The organism is Neobacillus sp. PS3-12, assembly GCF_030915385.1.
Lineage (GTDB): Bacteria > Bacillota > Bacilli > Bacillales > Cytobacillaceae > JAEVLT01.
Map to the genome: position 1 here is coordinate 5,106,059 of NZ_CP133268.1, position 17,250 is coordinate 5,123,308.

The 17,250-nt window shown below is 36.8% G+C and carries 19 protein-coding genes; 8 read left to right on the forward strand and 11 right to left on the reverse strand.

Annotated features, from left to right (window positions below; genetic code table 11):
• Positions 1-135: 135 nt before the first annotated feature.
• Positions 136-774, reverse strand: coding sequence for a TVP38/TMEM64 family protein (locus tag RCG17_RS25600; protein ID WP_308172833.1), 639 nt, complete (start codon positions 772-774; stop codon positions 136-138).
• Between the two features lie 211 nt (positions 775-985).
• On the opposite strand from RCG17_RS25600, the gene RCG17_RS25605 reads away from it, so the two are divergent.
• Both RCG17_RS25605 and RCG17_RS25610 read left to right on the forward strand, forming a co-directional pair.
• Complete coding sequence (locus RCG17_RS25605; protein ID WP_308175956.1) at positions 986-1,609, forward strand: PGAP1-like alpha/beta domain-containing protein; 624 nt, start codon at positions 986-988, stop codon at positions 1,607-1,609.
• Between the two features lie 158 nt (positions 1,610-1,767).
• The gene (locus tag RCG17_RS25610) at positions 1,768-2,163 is read left to right on the forward strand and encodes a globin domain-containing protein (protein ID WP_308172834.1); all 396 of its coding nucleotides are present in this window, start codon (positions 1,768-1,770) and stop codon (positions 2,161-2,163) included.
• A gap of 60 nt (positions 2,164-2,223) precedes the next feature.
• On the opposite strand, the gene RCG17_RS25615 is transcribed toward RCG17_RS25610, so the two are convergent.
• The gene (locus RCG17_RS25615; protein ID WP_308172835.1) at positions 2,224-2,571 is read right to left on the reverse strand and encodes a spore coat protein; all 348 of its coding nucleotides are present in this window, start codon (positions 2,569-2,571) and stop codon (positions 2,224-2,226) included.
• 23 nt (positions 2,572-2,594) lie between these two features.
• Complete coding sequence (locus tag RCG17_RS25620; RefSeq protein ID WP_308172836.1) at positions 2,595-2,885, reverse strand: ferritin-like domain-containing protein; 291 nt, start codon at positions 2,883-2,885, stop codon at positions 2,595-2,597.
• A 176-nt stretch (positions 2,886-3,061) separates the two neighbouring features.
• Between RCG17_RS25620 and RCG17_RS25625 the strand changes: the two genes are divergently transcribed.
• The 6 genes from RCG17_RS25625 (at position 3,062) to RCG17_RS25650 (ending at position 9,351) form a co-directional block, all read left to right on the forward strand.
• The gene (locus RCG17_RS25625) at positions 3,062-3,613 is read left to right on the forward strand and encodes a DinB family protein (RefSeq protein WP_308172837.1); all 552 of its coding nucleotides are present in this window, start codon (positions 3,062-3,064) and stop codon (positions 3,611-3,613) included.
• 198 nt (positions 3,614-3,811) lie between these two features.
• The gene (locus RCG17_RS25630) at positions 3,812-5,056 is read left to right on the forward strand and encodes an MFS transporter (RefSeq protein ID WP_308172838.1); all 1,245 of its coding nucleotides are present in this window, start codon (positions 3,812-3,814) and stop codon (positions 5,054-5,056) included.
• A 325-nt stretch (positions 5,057-5,381) separates the two neighbouring features.
• Positions 5,382-7,316, forward strand: a complete 1,935-nt coding sequence (locus tag RCG17_RS25635; RefSeq protein WP_308172839.1) for a XylR N-terminal domain-containing protein — start codon at positions 5,382-5,384, stop codon at positions 7,314-7,316.
• 283 nt (positions 7,317-7,599) lie between these two features.
• Positions 7,600-7,896: an MmoB/DmpM family protein gene (locus RCG17_RS25640; RefSeq protein WP_308172840.1), complete on the forward strand. Its 297-nt coding sequence runs from the start codon at positions 7,600-7,602 to the stop codon at positions 7,894-7,896.
• A gap of 241 nt (positions 7,897-8,137) precedes the next feature.
• Complete coding sequence (locus RCG17_RS25645; protein ID WP_308172841.1) at positions 8,138-9,049, forward strand: catechol 2,3-dioxygenase; 912 nt, start codon at positions 8,138-8,140, stop codon at positions 9,047-9,049.
• A gap of 23 nt (positions 9,050-9,072) precedes the next feature.
• The gene (locus RCG17_RS25650) at positions 9,073-9,351 is read left to right on the forward strand and encodes a 2Fe-2S iron-sulfur cluster-binding protein (protein ID WP_308172842.1); all 279 of its coding nucleotides are present in this window, start codon (positions 9,073-9,075) and stop codon (positions 9,349-9,351) included.
• A gap of 134 nt (positions 9,352-9,485) precedes the next feature.
• Here the strand turns inward: RCG17_RS25650 and RCG17_RS25655 are convergent, their stop codons facing one another.
• The 8 genes from RCG17_RS25655 to RCG17_RS25690 all read right to left on the reverse strand — a co-directional run bounded on the left by RCG17_RS25655 (position 9,486) and on the right by RCG17_RS25690 (position 17,199).
• Positions 9,486-10,313: an alpha/beta fold hydrolase gene (locus RCG17_RS25655; protein WP_308172843.1), complete on the reverse strand. Its 828-nt coding sequence runs from the start codon at positions 10,311-10,313 to the stop codon at positions 9,486-9,488.
• Positions 10,314-10,491: 178 nt separating this feature from the next.
• Positions 10,492-10,644 carry a hypothetical protein gene (locus RCG17_RS25660; RefSeq protein ID WP_308172844.1) on the reverse strand — a complete coding sequence of 51 codons (153 nt, stop codon included), beginning with the start codon at positions 10,642-10,644 and terminating at the stop codon, positions 10,492-10,494.
• Complete coding sequence (locus tag RCG17_RS25665) at positions 10,631-11,743, reverse strand: GerAB/ArcD/ProY family transporter (RefSeq protein WP_308172845.1); 1,113 nt, start codon at positions 11,741-11,743, stop codon at positions 10,631-10,633. Before RCG17_RS25665 ends, RCG17_RS25660 begins: the two co-directional genes overlap by 14 nt.
• 59 nt (positions 11,744-11,802) lie before the next feature.
• Positions 11,803-12,975, reverse strand: coding sequence for a Ger(x)C family spore germination protein (locus RCG17_RS25670; RefSeq protein WP_308172846.1), 1,173 nt, complete (start codon positions 12,973-12,975; stop codon positions 11,803-11,805).
• Entirely contained in the window at positions 12,972-14,090 is a 1,119-nt protein-coding gene (locus RCG17_RS25675) for a GerAB/ArcD/ProY family transporter (RefSeq protein ID WP_308172847.1), read from the reverse strand. The genes RCG17_RS25670 and RCG17_RS25675 overlap by 4 nt, the downstream gene beginning before the upstream one ends.
• Before the next feature lie 2 nt (positions 14,091-14,092).
• Positions 14,093-14,347: a hypothetical protein gene (locus tag RCG17_RS25680; protein ID WP_308172848.1), complete on the reverse strand. Its 255-nt coding sequence runs from the start codon at positions 14,345-14,347 to the stop codon at positions 14,093-14,095.
• Between the two features lie 72 nt (positions 14,348-14,419).
• Positions 14,420-15,559 carry a Ger(x)C family spore germination protein gene (locus tag RCG17_RS25685; protein ID WP_308175957.1) on the reverse strand — a complete coding sequence of 380 codons (1,140 nt, stop codon included), beginning with the start codon at positions 15,557-15,559 and terminating at the stop codon, positions 14,420-14,422.
• A 38-nt stretch (positions 15,560-15,597) separates the two neighbouring features.
• The gene (locus RCG17_RS25690) at positions 15,598-17,199 is read right to left on the reverse strand and encodes a spore germination protein (RefSeq protein ID WP_308172849.1); all 1,602 of its coding nucleotides are present in this window, start codon (positions 17,197-17,199) and stop codon (positions 15,598-15,600) included.
• Positions 17,200-17,250: the final 51 nt, after the last annotated feature.

The window sequence follows — 17,250 nt, forward strand, 5'->3', positions numbered from 1 at the left end:
TAAATATAAATGATTGATAGATTGATTGCAATACGAAAACTCACAGCTCAGTTGCTATGTTTTAAGAGGGTGAAAAAGATAAAGAACATATACAAACTGTCCATGAGAAGGAGCCCATGGACAGTGTTGGAAAACTTATTTAGTATTTTTTTCTGGGAGCACTTTAGGCATCCGCTTGGAAACAATAAAGCAGGCAGCCATGGAAATAATAAGAAGATAAGAGCCATAAAGACTAATCGAAAACCATTTGTTGTGAATGATGTTTGCTCCAGCAAAGGATACAATAAAAATATTTGGTATTTTCCCTATTGCAGAAGCCAGAAAGAATATTTTCCAATCCACTTTACTTAAACCGCATGCTGCATTGAAGACGGGTGCAGGAATAATGGGGATTAATCTCGCAACTAGGATCGCAATGAAGGAGTTTCGATTTAATATTTCCTGGTATTCCATTACCTTTGGATATTTTTGCAATGTACTTTGGGCCCAATCTCTGAAACCATATCTAGAAATAAAAAAGAACAATAATGTCCCAATCATTGCACCAGTATAAGAAATGAATAAGCCTTCAGTGGCACCGAAGAGGGCGCCAATCATTCCCCCGAGAACGGTAAAGGGAACCACTGGAAAAAAAACACATATAGTAACCATCAGCATACTGATTAATACAGCATATGGTCCGTCTTGTTTGACCAGTTCAATTAAGATATCTTTTTGAGTATAGCCAAAAAGAATAATTGAAATCACGAAAAGAATACTGATGATTTTTTTCAAAATTTTACACCCCAGTTTATTTTATACTATCCATGACAGTTCATCATATGGAATTTTTTGTCATGATAACACAATTTTTAAATGTATGGTACTATCTTGTTCATTTTTTTGAATCTATAGTGATTATACTTCAAAATGATATACTAACGTTGAATATTTTTAAGAGAAAAAATTCAAAGGTTGGGAGGACCTACTAATTAAAGCAATATTAATCCATGGATTTGGTAAAAGTCCTAAAGATATGAAACCCCTTGTACAAAATTTGGAGTTACTTGGATATGAATGTATGGTGCCAAATTTGCCATTAACTTTTAAAGAGTTTGACCATTCTGCACTTGAATTAGAAGTGATATTGGAGAAACTGATTGAATCCAATTTAAAAAATGGAGAAAAAATAAATCTTGTTGGTCATAGTACAGGTGGATTAGTTATTAGAAAATTTGTTTCTGAAACAAAGCATTTATCTAGTATTGGAAGATGCGTTCTTATCGCTACACCCAATAAGGGAAGTAAGCTAGCAAATATTGCTGCTAGTATTAAACCAGTGGGGGAAATTTATCGGACGTTAAGATCGCTAAAATATGAATACATTGAACAAATTGAATTTACTTCTGCTCCTGATATTGAAATCGCAGCAATAGCGGGTAATAAAAATAACCTTTTTTGGGGGAATTTAATTCGTGACGAAAACGATGGACGAGTTGAACTTAGCTCTGTGTATTATCCCGAGCTAAAAGATTGTATTACATTGCCATATGGGCACAATGAAATACATCACCAACAGGAAACGGCAAAATGGGTTGATATATTTATAAGAACGGGTAAGTTTTTATAATATCTTTAATTTTTCCTTTGGTCTAAATTACCAAGTTGTGCATGATATAAACACTTTGTTTATAGTAGAAAATTATTGTAGGTGTGATTAATATCACGATAACATACCCGATATATCTTTATAATATTAGCAACAAAGGAAGGATGAGGGTGAATTAGTTGGAATACACTTTTAAATCACTTTTTGAAGAAATAGGCGGTCTAGAAACCATTGATAAACTTGTGGAAGCATTTTATCCTCGCGTCTATGATGATAATGATTTGCGACCAATTTTTGAAGGGGATATGGAAGAAATAAAAAGAAAGCAAAAATTGTTTCTGCCCCAATTTTTAGGGGGTCCAGCACTGTATAGTATGGAATTTGGACCACCTGCAATGAGACAGAGACATTTGCCACACGAGGTGACTCCTACACGAGCACGTGCCTGGCTACGCTGTATGAAAGCAGCGTTTCATGAAATTGGTCTTGATCAAAATCCTGCTGGAGTGGAATTTTACGATCGCTTAACTCAAGTTGCCGGAATTATGGTAAACACTCCTGATCCAGATGAATAAAACAAAAAAGATCCTCTACACCATCAATCGGTGAAAGGGATCTTTTTAATCCGTATTTCATTATTGATAAGGGAATTGGCTTGAATAGTTACTAAATTGCTGGTATGCCTGGTCGAGCTTTTGCTGATCCTCTGCTTCAAGCTTGTACCAGCCATTTTGGAACATCAGTTTATAAAGTTCACGGCTGTTCTGATGGGTTTCATTCAGTATTTGTATTAAATCAGCATGAAGCTGATCGTGACTTGCTTCACGGACAGCTATGTTTAAACTGTCAGTTATATATTTACATGTACTAAGGCCGTCATTGATGAAATCACGATCGTTCATTTCTGGGCCTTTTACTTTTGGTAATTGCCCGGTTTGCTGATTTGCAATTTGCTTGCTGTTTTGATTCTGTTGATTTTGCATACAAATTACCTCCAATATATATATTACTGCAATGGTGTTTGTTGATTCGGTAAATTAGCTAATGCTACGTTGTTATTAACTTGCAGGTGCGGAAGTAATCTTTGATAGTGATTTTGGTGCATTTGCCCGGCTTTTTCTAGTGCTTGCTTAATTTGCGGATTGGTTACTTGTTGGGCTAGATGATGGAACTTTTTAAAAGCTAATAATTCCCATGATAAAACATCTTTAATATAGAGCAAATCTTTTGTTGTGATGGCTCTTGGCGGATTAGGAATTTGCGGCTGGTTTGTTTGCGATTGCGATTGCATTTGCATTTGTAGTATCTCCTTTCATCTTCACATCGTTTTTAAATTGCACTAATCTAATGGCATATATGCAATCATATGAGATAAAAGGTATCAGGAGAAATACATAATTCGAAAAGTAAGATAGAAGTATAATAAAGTGAAAAATTTTTTGGTGAATCCAAATAATGAAGCGGGGATGAAATATGTATACATCAATTTCAGAATTTATTGAGGAATGGAACCAAGAGGCTGAATCAACGCAAAGAGTTTTGGATGCTTTGACGGATCAATCATTGCAGCAGGAAGTGTCCCCAAATGATCGGACATTGGGGAGATTGGCATGGCATATCGTGACAAGCACACCAGGAATGCTGAACGAATTTGGAATATCTGTTCAATTAGTGGAACAATCAGATAATGTTCCCACCTCTGCCAAAAAAATAGCTGATACCTATCGAGCCCTCAGTATAAATGCTGCTGAAGCAGTGAGACAGCAATGGATGGACGAATCTTTAAAGGAAAAAAAAGAAGTCTTTTTCAGGGAAATGCAAAAAGCAGCGATGCTTTCTCTGTTAATGAAGCATATCATTCATCATCGCGGCCAAATGACGATCCTCATGAGACAGGCAGGATTGACTGTTCCTGGCATATACGGACTGGCTGCGAAGAATGGAGCAAAATCGGAATGGAAGCTCCAAAAATATAAAAAAGCTTTGAAATTTAAACGGGGATCAAGTAAGATGAAATTACCATAATTTGAAAAGAGTGAAAAAAAGCCAATGATCTACTAAATCTTTTCTGAAAAAGTCAATTCGTATTATGCGAAATTCTTTTCTGGATAGGTTAGTGCGGGCTTTTTTTTGAATGATGGGAGTACATATGTAATGGTTGTACTCTGTCTTCTTATGAAATCTCTGCCTCCTGTCCAGAATGATGGATAAGGAGGTTTTTTTATGTCCAAAACAAATTCGGATATGTCGATGGGTGCATTGTTCCGCAACCGAGTGATCAGAACGATCTTACTTTCAGCCCTGTTCCTGCAAATAGGCATATGGGTGCGCAACTACTCAATTCTGTTATTCGTAATTGAGAAAACCCATGAAAATCCAGTAGCTGTGTCACTTATTTCAGTAGCTGAATTTGCCCCCATTTTTTTGTTTTCTTTTATCGGGGGTACTTTTGCTGATAGATGGAGGCCTAAAAAGACAATGGTTTGGTGCGATTTTCTTAGCGCTATTTCCATTTTTGCAGTCTTATTAACTCTTATTTTTGGAAGCTGGAAGGTTATTTTCTTTGCTACACTTGTTTCGTCGATTCTATCTCAGTTTTCACAACCATCTGGGATGAAACTTTTCAAGCTCCACGTAAATGATGAGTTGATCCAACTTGGTATGTCTATGTACCAAACATTATTTGCTGCATTTATGATACTTGGTCCAATTATTGGCACTTTTGTTTATCAGCATTATGGCATTACGATTGCGATCGCGATCATGGGGATTGCATTTTTACTTTCAGCTGGAATACTTTTTATGCTGCCTCCTGATAGAGAACTTGACGAGAAGAAAGAGAATACCGCTCTATTATTTGAAATGAAGGCTGGTTTTCAATATGTATGGAACTCTCGTGTACTCACATTACTTGGAATGAGCTTTGCAGCAGCCGGATTAGCCATGGGATTGACACAACCGCTTGCAGTTTTCATTATTACTGAGCAGTTAGATTTACCAAAAGAGTTGCTGCAATGGCTGATGGCTGCTTTTGGAGCCGGAATGATTTTGGGCGGCGGGCTAACGATGGCGGTTGCAAAAAAAATCCCGCCTCAAGCACTCCTTATGAGCGGAATGATCATCAGTGCCTTTGGCTTTATTGTGATTGGAATATCAGAAACATTATCATTGACACTAATTGCCCAATTTGTTAGCGGCTTATTTATGCCAGCAATACAAATTGGTATTAATACAATGATCTTACAGAACACAGAAGAAAGTTTCATTGGTCGGGTAAATGGGATTTTAAACCCAATTTTTATGGGGACGATGGTTATTACCATGACAGCCAGCGGCTGGCTGAAAAATGTATTCTCATTATTAACGATCTATGAGGTCTCGGCGCTGTTGCTTATTATTGGTGCTGCTACTCTTGTTCCTCTGTTTAAGCAGGTAGTTGTTGGGTTAAATAAAGAGGAAGAACTTTAAAAGATGAAGTAAAAAACTCCTGAACAGGAGTTTTTTTTTAATAAGATTCATAAAAGCGACAATACATTATGAGTAAATTCATAATTCTGACACTTAGCTATATTGTATTCGAGTTTTCAACAAATTAAAATTTTAGTAATAACAAGGATTTTTTCGGTGTGAAAAATCACATGAATCTAGGGGATTTTTCGGTAAAATAAAAATAAACAGAGATCCGTAGTAATCGACGAACCATTTACAGCATTGAAATAACAGTATTTTTATTGCGGTATTCTAATAGCTATATAGAATTTCCAAAACATAAAAAACAATGGAGGTACTTTTTTTGAAAACGGAAGAACAAATATCATTAAAAGATCTTCTTTCATTTCAATCAAGTAAGGGTGAAATCTTTTTAAACGATAAGCGGATGATTATTTCAAGTGCGGATGCTTGGGGGTTGCTGCGGAAGGACTTAATTGCCGCTCTTGGAATGGAAAGAGCGAAACGATTCTTGTTGCGGCACGGATGGAACTCAGGAGTCAACGATGCTAGAAATCTAAAGGGAATGTTTGAGTGGGGAAGTGATCTGGAATGGCTCTTGGCAGGTCCCCAAATACATACACTTTTAGGAAGTGTATTTTCAGAGGTTACGAAACTGGATGTAAATATCGAAGCGGGTACTTTTTATCTTGAGGGTATTTGGCATCATTCCTATGAAGCCGAGCAGCATTTGCTTCATTTCCCGCACCATTACCAATCGGTTTGCTATAATTTGATCGGATACGCTGGTGGATATTCAAGTGAATATTTTGGAAAAAAAATCATTTATAAAGAAGTTGAATGTATCGGAAAAGGAGATAAACAATGCCGATTTATTGGAAAAACTGTAGAAGAGTGGGGAGACGAAGTTGCTGATGAATTAGTCAACTATGAAGAGGAGAGTATGGCAAATGAATTGGATTGTGCCTACCGAAGGATTGAAAAGCAAAAAGAGACTTTAAATTTGGGATCAAAAATTCATCATAAATTAACGAATATTGTCTTAGAAGGTAAAGGCTTAGATACGCTTGCAAAGACCCTCGGGGAAAGTTTAGTTTGTTCTGTAGCTATTGAAAATTCAAACTTTGATCTTCTTGCCAGCTTTGCACAAGCTTCAGAATATCCATTATTCTCGCTCAGAGCTTTATTAAAGTCTTCCAATTTACAAAAAGAGCAGCGGGATATGATTAATAAATTGTTAGAAGAAAGACGAACAATCAAACTTACTCTTCCAACTGGTTTTGGGAACGAACATCGATTAATTTCCCCTGTCATTCTCCGAAATCAAATATTTGGGTTCGTATCGCTGATAAAAAACGAAGCCTCATTTGAAGAAACGGAAGTGGTGGCATTGGAGCGGGCTGCTACTGTTTGTGCTGTTCATTTATATATTGAGAGAAACACGATAGAAACTGAGCAGAGAATGAAGGGTAAGCTGCTTGATGAGTTATTAAATAAAGAAGCAGATATTTCATATATCACAAAACGGTTAAATTATATTGGATATAATATCTCAGATCCATATTATGTAGTTTTATTCCAATTTGAGGATAATAAAAGTCAAAATGTCAACGAACAAAAAGATGATTGTACGGGGATTCGCAATAAAATTATTAATATACTTACAACAAGACTACAGCAAGCAGGTTATCATTGTTTAATATCTGAAAAAATTGACCAAGTCTATTCCCTCGTTCCTTTGAAGTTTGTTCAACAACAAAGGCTGCCAATAAAACAGTATGGCGAATATTTACTTGGACAGTTATCGGATTACCCTTTTGACGTTAAAGTTACATTAGGTATTAGCAATATATATAGTGATATTTCAAAGTTTTGTCAGGGCTATCAGGAAGTAAACAAAGCAATTGAAATTGCTAAAATTAAACAGAAGAACCAGCAGGTTGTTCTATCATCCGAGTTAGGTCACGTGGGGCTCTTGTTAAATGCCCGAAATCCTGAAGAATTGGAATCGTTTGCATACGGTCAATTAGGTCAGTTGTTTGAATATGACCAAAACAATCATGCAGAATTATTGAAAACCTTATATATATATATAGAAAGTGAGCATAATCTCCATAAAACAGCGCGGATCATGAACATTTCGATAAGTGGTATGCGCTATCGATTAAAAAGAATTATGGAATTGCTAGATATGGAAAGTATGGATTCTTCAAGGAGATTCGAGTTACAGTTAGCGTTAGATATTTTTTTAGTGTTAGGGAAATTAGAATTGGACTAAGTTACCTTCGAGGCTGTCCGCCAGACGGCCTCTTTTTTATTAGCTACTAAACTTTATTAAAATACAGATTAGACAGATTCGTATAGATTAAAGTAGGCTTATTAAGCCTAATCAATTTAACAGATTAAGTCAGAATGAAATTATAAAATACAACTACACTAGTCGTATAAATATTTAGAAAATTCAATTATTATTTATGCTAGGAGTTTATAAATGGAGAGAGTTAAAGGATCATAGTTTAGATTTTGAACTTTTAAACTCTTTAAAAAGGAAGTGGAATGGGATGGCGATTATTGATGAACGGAACCGTTATGTGGCTTTAGATTTGAATAATGGCGAAGTGACGGAAGCAATCATCGAAGCAATCGAACTAGATAATGAAAATGTTGTAGTTACCCGTTTACCAGAAAAGATAAAAGTAGAAGTATTGAATAAATTGGTCATCAATCGTGAAACTGTTGAGGATTGTCTGGATGGAAATTGGCAAACAAAAGACCTTCAAATAGTTGTTCAATCATACTATGGATTTTTAGGAGATTGGGATGAAGATCACATTATTTTACAATGGGATAGCGTTTAAAGTGAATCTTAAAATAATTGTTAGTCAAAAATCACTTAAATAATATCAAAATGGTAATAAGTAGGTTTAGTATAAATAAAGGGCATTTTAACCAACCTATTCAGTCTAACTGAATGTGTTAGTTGGAGGATAAGAATTTAGACACGAGCTATTGTATGAATATTTGTAATATTTCGTTAGAATAATTCATGTAAGGTTCAATTCCAAATATAAAAAATTGAAATGCTGGAGGAATCAGAGTATGGGAATTATGCGTTTGGGAAGGGTTCAGCTTAGATGTCATAACTGGGAAAAAAGTGTGGAGTACTATAAAAAAGTTATTGGCTTAATAGAAACCGCCAGAGATGAAAATCATGTTTACCTAAAAGCATGGGATGAGTATGACCACCATAGCGTCATCTTAGAAAAATCTGATTCTGCCGGCTTGGACCATCTGGCTTTTAAGGTAAAAGATGAAGCAGATCTAGATTATTATGAACAAAAATTGATTGAATATGGTGTTGAGGTTTCCCGCACTCCTGCTGGAATGCGGATTGCCGAGGGTGAAGCAGTTCGTTTCCAACTCCCTACTGGCCAATATATGGAACTTTATCATCAAATTGAAGTAGTTGGTAACGGTCTTCCGCTTACCAATCCAGATCCATGGCCAGATGGATTAGTTGGAATTCATCCACCTCGTCTAGATCACCTCTTAATTAGCGGTGAGGATGTTGAAGGAACCACAAAATTGTTACAAGAAGTGTTTGGATTTGGGATGAGTGAGAAGGTACTGCTTGATGATGGCGAAAGTATGTTGGCAACATGGCTCTTTATTACGAATACAGCACACGACATTGCCGTTATTAAAGGACCAAATGCTGGGGTGCACCATGTAGCATTCTATCTTGATGAGTGGAATGATATCCGTAAGGCGGCCGACATTATGGGCAAAAATCATGTCAGTATTGATATTGGGCCTACACGTCATGGTATTACCCGTGGAACGACCATTTACTTCTTTGATCCATCTGGCAACCGAAACGAAGTATTTTGCGGCGGATATATCACGTATGCAGATTTCCCAACCATTACTTGGACATTTGATTCTCTTGGTGCTGCGATTTTCTACTATAATAAAGAACTCAATGAAAGGTTTACATCAGTCTTCTCTTAATATGGGAATTGCGTGGTGATCAAATGAGCAGTTATTGTATAAAGGTAGAGCCTGATGAGCGGACAATCATTGGAAATGATAATGACTTTATTTTGGATACAGCTATTCGAAATGGGGTCAAAATAAAGGTAGGCTGTAAAGGCGGCGGATGCGGCATCTGCAAAATTCAAATTCTTGAAGGGGATGTTGATCGGGGACATTCTGCCCGCTCTGTACTTCCACTCAATGAAATAGAACAGGGCTATGCACTTGCCTGTCAAACAAAGCCAAACACTGATGTTGTTATAAATATTGGAAAATAAGTACGGATAAAATAGAAAAGGCTTACAAGGAAAAAATCCCTTGTAAGCCTTTTTTTAGCATTGTTTTACTCACAAAAAATAACTTCGACATTTTCAAATTCATGTGCAAATGTCGAAGCCTTCCACACTACCTTTTATTTAACAGCTGGATTTAAAAACTCAATTACCTGACCAGCGAATTCTTTCGTTTTTTCAATTTGCACCCAGTGTCCACAATGAGGGAATACGTGCAGTTGAGCATCTGGAAGGGCCTTCACTAGTTTAAAGCTGGTTTCTTCTAATGGAATGACCTGATCTTCTCTGCCGTGGATCAATAATACCGGAAACTGTATTTCACTTAATTCATCAATTGATAACGCCATTGCATCAACATGTCTTTGGCGGGGTTCTGGGAACATTGATGAAAACGATTCCTGGAAGCCTTCTTGGATACTGGATTTGTAGCGCATTTCCACTAAATCACCGTTTTCAGCCATGCTTTGATCATAAGCAAATATTTTAATCAGATTTTTCATATTTTCGATGCTTGGCTGGTAGCCCCAAACGGCATCCAAGCCATATGCGATTGAATGATCGATCCCAACACTTCCCATCAGAATCAATTTGTTAATAAGATCCGGGCGACGTTTAGCTACATGCAATGCGATGGCACCACCAAAGGAATTCCCGATAATCGAAACCTTCTTTTCATTAACAGCTTCAAGAAAATTAATCATATGCTCTGCCCAGACGTCTATTCCGTATTGAATACCTTCAGGTCTGTCGGAATATCCAAAACCAACTACATCTGGTGCGTAAAGATGATAATGTTTTGAGAGAATTGGGAATACTAATCTCCAGTTCGCCCATGCTGAAACCCCAGGGCCAGAGCCGTGGATCAACAGTAATGCTTCCCCTTGACCATCTTCATGATAGTGGGTATTGATACCGTTTACATCAATATACTTACCGTTTTCTACCATATAAAAATCCCCTCCACTAAATTTTTCAATCGTCCTCTGGCAATCACTTTGATTACAGAGACGACCAAAAAAGCTTACAAAATAGCTATTCGACTTTTATCAGAAGAAATCCTTCGAATTCACGATCCTTTTGTCGAAAAAATCTAAAAATAAGAATAGTAAAGGGGATCCGAAACCTTCAATTTATTCTCTTTTTCGTCACTCTTCTAATAATAAGTAAAATAAATTGATAAAACAAAATTAGGAAAAGAATGACCACATATATTGCTCCACCCATAAAAAGAATGATTGAAATAATTCCTGATTCCTTTAACAGCTTAATTGTTAGCATGCTTATTTTCCTCTTTTTGTGCTTTAGATTTTACCCATATGATCATTAGAATCAGGGTTGGAATAATAATGTAAAACATCGTGTCAATATACGGCGTATTTATGTTCAGTCCTACCCAACGATGGTAGGTCAAATTTGGAAAGTACAAGATACTAACGGATGATAAAAAAATGGCGCAAAGTATGATTAACCAGTTTTTATGTGTTATTTTAAATAATGTTTGAAGGATCAAGACTCCTCCGTAAAAGAAAAGAGTCATTTTAAAAAAACCTCCAATTAAAATGAAGATAATCCCAATCGGATCTAAATTTGTAATAAAATCGCCAACATTGATTAGTTTGATAACCTCAAACAGAGGAATCCAGGTGCCAGTGGTGATCCGCACACCCAATACTGAAATCATAATAATAACGGATACAATCAAGAAAATGCCTGATATACCTACAGATACAAAGGATATTTTCCGAAAATCTGATTTTGTATTTACATATTTCCAATACATAAGAAATATGGACATTTCACCAAATGGAAAATTTAAGATTGATGGAAATGCATTATAAAAAACAGGTTTAAATCCATTTTCTAAAACAGGCTTTAACTTTGAAAAATCTGCAATTCCAGACGCTAATGTTAGGGTGAAAATTAGTAGCAGAAAAAATAAATAAAATGGCAAGGCTAATTCAGCTGAACGGGCCAGCACCTCAATACCAGAAGAAACGGCATAGATGGAAGTGAACATAACAAATAAAATTAACACGGTTAATGGAGTACTTGGTAAAATGGTGATTGTAAAAAGTTCTGTAAACTCACGAAGATTAAAGATCGCTGTAAAAAAAAAACTAAGTGCATATAACAAAGCCAATGGCCATGCCACCCATTTTCCTAAAACAGCGAATAAAATTTCTGGTAAATTTTTATTCGGATAGGTAAGTTGGATTTGTGTATAGATCCAAAGGATGACAAAACCCATCAACATGCCAATTACAATTGCAATCCAAGCATCTTGCTTTGCACCAATCCCTCGTGCAAAAAGGGTAGTACTTCCAATTTCATGGAAGATGATTAATGCTAATAATTGAAATTTGCTAATTCTCTCCACTTGCATATCATCCTCAATTTTAGAGTAAGACCAGTTTGTATCTCGCAAAAAATAACAAATTAAGGGAAACTCTTTCTAATTTGTTTTTCAGGGATATTTATTGGTAAACTTGTCATTCCGGTCCGCTTTATTTTCACATCCGTGTGCAATACTACCTTTATTTGAGGAAATTCCATATCCCAATTTTGTTTGATCCTTTTCCAATCCTTTGGGTAGGTACGATGGATAACCTCACCAAAACCCACAACATCTGATTTATAGTTTTGCTGTATTTCTTTTAATGTTGTGTGCAATTTGTTTTTTAACTCTTTGGCAAACAAACGTTCAATAGAATGAATTGTTTCTGGGTCTTCTAGATCCAATTTCGTTTGATTTTCGGAGATTCCAATATTAGCCGAAGTGTCTATTTTCATAACCATTCTTCCATGTATTTTTCTAGCTTTCATATTTGTGGCTTTTTTAAGTATATCTGCGCTTATTCTGCCTTTTAATTTAGGAATTTTGATGGACAATTCTGCTTTTAACGTTTTTCCCCGTAACCATATTAGTTCACGAGTTTGATGATCACCAAGATAACCTGCTAATTTATCATGATGAAAGACAGCGGCCCCGCTTAATCGAAAAACTTTACTGCTGCCTTTCCCATTTGTAATCTCGATTGTGGGGAGAACAATCGATTGGTTTGAGGACCTATCCATCAATAAATCCTTTAAATCAACAACTAATCCTATTTGAGAGTGAAGGAGCTCTCGAATACCTTCGGTTGGAGCTTTTTCAAGCGGGTAGGATGCTTTTAGTATTTTTTCTGCTGTTGCACCTTTTGCAACAACAACATATGTTCTAAGACGAGATTCCGGGTGGCGGACAAATGCATCCAGTATAGGTTGTATCCCTTGTGATGCCAACTTTTCTCCAATGATCAGAATCCGTCTGTGAGCAGTAAAAACCCGACGTGATAGTTTTTCCTGTATTCTGGAAGTGGTCCCCCAGATATCTGATCCAGTGTCAGCAACCACGAAATAAGATTTCCCTGTTTTCGCCATACTTCCGTTTTGTGACTCTCCTTGAGAAGGAATGGCCATTTGGATGCTAACTTTCATTTTATTGTTTGAGGCTGCATCAACACCCGTTGCCATAATCAATGCTAGGTCGTTTATTTCAATTCGATCCCAACAGCCTGCAGTCAATATAGAAAAAATACAAATGAAAATCAATAAAACCCACCGTTTCAAACTTCTTTCCCACCATTCCAACCAGATTTCCACTTATGTCGAAACCCAATGACCATATCAATCATAAGAGGCAGCAAGATTCCAATAAATATCGTGATGACAGAATAAGATGATGCTAAAAAATGATATGTTTTTTCCGGTGTGTAAGATTTTAGGCTTAGTTCAAGAGCAAAAACGAAAAATGTTATTGGTAGTACATAAAGATTATTTTTGTTAGCTTTGAAAAGTTCAGCCATTCCCTCAGCGGCACCAAGGAGGAAAACGGAGGATCGAATAAATGCTCCAGTTACCCATAAAAAAATACCGAGCACATCGAGGCGTTCGATAAAATCAAAAAGCTGAATGTAGCGAATTTCCTCAAAGGTAGGGTAAAGTGTGGATCTAGCTAAATCCTCCCCAAAAATCATGATCGGTCCTGTGGTGGGCCCAAGAAACATGAAGAAAACTACCATCACAAAGAATAGCCCTTGTTTTGGCAAATTTTTAGGGGTATTCGTATGTGGGATAAGCATTCGGAATACCACAAGTTCTGCGAACATAGTTAGAAAAATGATGGATCCATGCCAAACTGGGAAAAATCCATTCTCCATAATTGGTAATAATTGTTTCCAATCGCGTTCCTTCAAAATAAGAATACTTACCAAAGATCCAAGGGCCATTAACACAGGCAAGGCCACTTGTATGGTACGGGTTAAAGCCTCGGAACCCGCATGTACAACATATGCCATTGTAAATAAAAGGAAAAATACAAATACGAAAGATGGAGTTAAAGGAAATAACAAATTTAAAAATTGTGTAAATACATGAATAGACAAGGAACATGCGAGTAGAAAAAAACAAATATACATAAATCCAATCACTCTGCCAAACCATGTTCCAAAGGCTTGAACAGATTCACCAATAAGCGATTGGTCTGGTGATTTTGAAGCTGATTTGAATTGAATATAAATAAATATGACGCCTAAAATGGCACTGCAAAAAAGTGAAATCCAAGCATTCCTGCCAGCGTAGACATATGTCAATCGAATAAAAATGAAATGACCAAAGGGCGTGATGAATCCAATCATCATCATGAAAAATTGCAAGTTTGAGAATTTTTGGATGCTATTTTTCATTTTTACCCCCATAGCCAATTGTTAATCGGCTCAAAAAATGACTCGATTGTTTGATAAGGACTCTGTATGTTGATCTCTGAGGAATAAAGCCATGCAAGAGCCCAGCCTATTAAAAGGAACAAGAAATATAAGATTGATTGTCTGCTTTTAATATCCTTTAACAGAGAACGAATATTAAAAAGCAAGATGATAACGGCTAACAAAGATAGACTGAACACTTTCATCAATGGAATTTTTTCTCTCCTTTGTTGTGCCAACAAACATCCTTCATTGTTAGTATTATAAAAAAATAGGAAAACTATCCCAATCGAAAAATAAATTTCTGTCGATTAGTTCAATTTTCCCGTCATCCCAATATGATTGGTTTTTACTTTAGTTTGAATAACAAATTTTACTTTAGGAAATTCTTGATCCCAATGGGCTGATAATTTTTTCCATTCCTTCGGTTTTTGTTGATGCAGGATTTCTCCGATTTCTAATACGTCGGTTTGATAGCGATGCTGAATAGTGTACAGTGAAGAAGTAATTCGCTTGTTTAATTCATCTGAAAATATTTTATTTAATCGGGTATCATTTTTCGGATCCATTAAATCTATGTCAGTTGAATTCTCTACAATATCTCCATCTGCGAGAACAGTGAAATGAATAACCAGCTGGCCCTTTTCTTTTTTTGTAAATATCTTGGTTGCATAATTATTTAGGTTCATACTAATGTACCCAGGTGTTTGATTTAATTTTATTGTCATAAATGCCTGTTTTACATCCTTGCGCAGCCACATAAGACCTCGTGTTTTCCGATCATCAAGCCAGCCGATTAATCGATCATGTCGGAAGATGGCTGTACCATTAATCCTAAAAGTGGAATGCCCATTAGATTGAGATTCCATTTCAATTGCAGGCAGAAGGGGTGACATTGTTCCAGAAGAGATTACGTTAACCAGGTCCTTTAGAGTGACAGTAGGCCCTAATTTCGAACGTTCGATTTCACGAACTGCTTCCATTGGAACACCTTCGTAAGGATATGGAACTTTCATTAATGCATTGGCAGTTGTTCCTTTTGCAATTAAAACAAAGGTGTCTAAACGTGAACTTGGTTCACGCGTCAATTGATCAAGAATTGGCTGGAATCCCTGTTTGGCTAAGTCTTCACCGATAATTAATACTCGCCGATGTGGCATATAAATTCTTCTTGATAATTCCTCCTGCATTTTTTGTTTTGCGGAAATGGTGTTGGTTCCGATAGTAGATACAACAAGATAAGGTAATTGATTGGATGAACTTGCGGCTGATTGTCCTCCTTGTGAAGGGGTGGCAATTTGTGCAGTTACCTGTAATTTTTGGTCAGATGTTTTGTCAAGCCCAGTAGCCATAACAAGCGCCAAATCATTTACTTCAATCCGATCCCAACAACCAACGAGCAAAAAGGAAAGCATACAAATAAGGAAATATGCTGGTTTTGCTTTTATGATTTTTACCCCCTTTGCTCATCTTGGTTGACTCTTTTCGATTACTTCTTTCCAGGTCGAGGTCTCAAACCAGGCGCTATTCGCTGCGGATTTTGATACCCAAATACGCGAGGACGCAGCCCAAGTGCCCAATGAGGTGCACGGACTAGGACATCTTTTAAATTTTCAAAAGTAAGTGGAGCCATTGGTGATAAATAAGGTACGCCCAATGAACGTAACTTTGAAAGATGAATCAAAATAATCAGTAATCCAATCACGATCCCGAAAAGGCCAAGTATTCCTGCCATAATCATAATAGGGAAACGGAGCATGCGAACGCTAATCCCTAAATTAAACCGCGGTATCGTAAAAGATGCGATTCCGGTAATAGATACAACAATAACCATTGGGGCGGAAACAATTCCTGCCTGTACGGCTGCTTGTCCAATAACAAGGGCACCTACAATACTAATTGCAGACCCAACAGGACGCGGCAGCCTAACGCCTGCCTCACGAAGTGCTTCGAAGGTTATTTCCATGATTAGTGCTTCAACAAATGCTGGAAATGGGCTGCTTTCACGAGCAGAAGCGACTGACAATAGCAAATTAGTCGGCAGCATTTCCTGATGGTAGGTTGTAATCGCAATATAGAGAGAGGGCAATAAAAGTGCGATCAAGAAAAAGATAAATCTTATCCAACGGAGCATCGTGCTGATGAGTGCACGCTCATAGTAATCCTCTGATGCCTGAAGCAAACCGTATAATGTAATGGGTGTAATCAGGACAAAAGGTGTTCCATCGACAAATATTGCTACTTTGCCTTCTAATAAATTAGCTGCAACTACGTCAGGCCGTTCTGTATTTTGAAATTGAGGAAAGGGAGAAAAAGGGTTATCCTCAATCAATTCTTCAATATATCCACTCTCTAAAACGCCATCAATATCGATTCGTTCAAGCCTGCTTTTTATTTCAGTCACAACAGAATCAGTCACAATTCCGTCTATAAAAGCAATAATGACATCGGTTTTGGTAACTCGGCCAATTTTCATTGACTCCATTTTTAAATTTTCTGTACGGATTCGTCTGCGTAAAAGAGCGGTATTTGTACGAATGCTTTCCGTAAATCCATCGCGTGGTCCACGGATAACTGCCTCAGATAATGGTTCTTCAACTGAACGATGATCCCATTTCTTTACACTTAAAGCAATTGCAGATGTCTCACCATCAGCAAGCAAAACAGCTTCTCCAGAAAGTACATGTTCAAGCAGTTCCTCGATCGTTTGTACCTCCGTTGTTTGAGCAACTGTTACAAATTGTTCTAACAGTTTTTTTAATGAGGAACCTCTTAAAAGAATGTTTTCAGTAGACATTAACTGTTTTAGCAAATGCAATTCGAGTTGATTAGAATCATTCAATCCGTCAATAAAAATTAGAACGGCTTTCTGGGTTTGAAAGATTGAAAACTCGCGGAAAACGAGATCAGAGCACTTGGCAAAACGCTGCTTGATATTTGCAAGATTGGTATTTAAATCGAGGGAGAGCTTTTTCGAATTATCAATTTCCCCGTCTTGTTTCGTACTTTCTTTCATTTCACTCGTTTGGTCTGATATTTGAGGGGATTTATTTAGCCTTTTAGTATGAAAGCTTCCAAAAGATTTTTTCATTAATGACCAACCCGCCTTTATGATGATCCAACCTTATATTGTTTTTTACTC

Bases quoted from the DNA above. Each gene is read 5' to 3' on its own strand.
- RCG17_RS25660 (WP_308172844.1), bottom strand. From the start codon at position 10,644: ATGCTAACAATTAAGCTGTTAAAGGAATCAGGAATTATTTCAATCATT.
- RCG17_RS25615 (WP_308172835.1), bottom strand. From the start codon at position 2,571: ATGCAAAATCAACAGAATCAAAACAGCAAGCAAATTGCAAATCAGCAA.
- RCG17_RS25640 (WP_308172840.1), top strand. From the start codon at position 7,600: ATGGCGATTATTGATGAACGGAACCGTTATGTGGCTTTAGATTTGAAT.
- RCG17_RS25650 (WP_308172842.1), top strand. From the start codon at position 9,073: ATGAGCAGTTATTGTATAAAGGTAGAGCCTGATGAGCGGACAATCATT.
- RCG17_RS25645 (WP_308172841.1), top strand. From the start codon at position 8,138: ATGGGAATTATGCGTTTGGGAAGGGTTCAGCTTAGATGTCATAACTGG.
- RCG17_RS25620 (WP_308172836.1), bottom strand. From the start codon at position 2,885: ATGCAAATGCAATCGCAATCGCAAACAAACCAGCCGCAAATTCCTAAT.
- RCG17_RS25655 (WP_308172843.1), bottom strand. From the start codon at position 10,313: ATGGTAGAAAACGGTAAGTATATTGATGTAAACGGTATCAATACCCAC.
- RCG17_RS25625 (WP_308172837.1), top strand. From the start codon at position 3,062: ATGTATACATCAATTTCAGAATTTATTGAGGAATGGAACCAAGAGGCT.
- RCG17_RS25630 (WP_308172838.1), top strand. From the start codon at position 3,812: ATGTCCAAAACAAATTCGGATATGTCGATGGGTGCATTGTTCCGCAAC.
- RCG17_RS25675 (WP_308172847.1), bottom strand. From the start codon at position 14,090: ATGAAAAATAGCATCCAAAAATTCTCAAACTTGCAATTTTTCATGATG.
- RCG17_RS25690 (WP_308172849.1), bottom strand. From the start codon at position 17,199: ATGAAAAAATCTTTTGGAAGCTTTCATACTAAAAGGCTAAATAAATCC.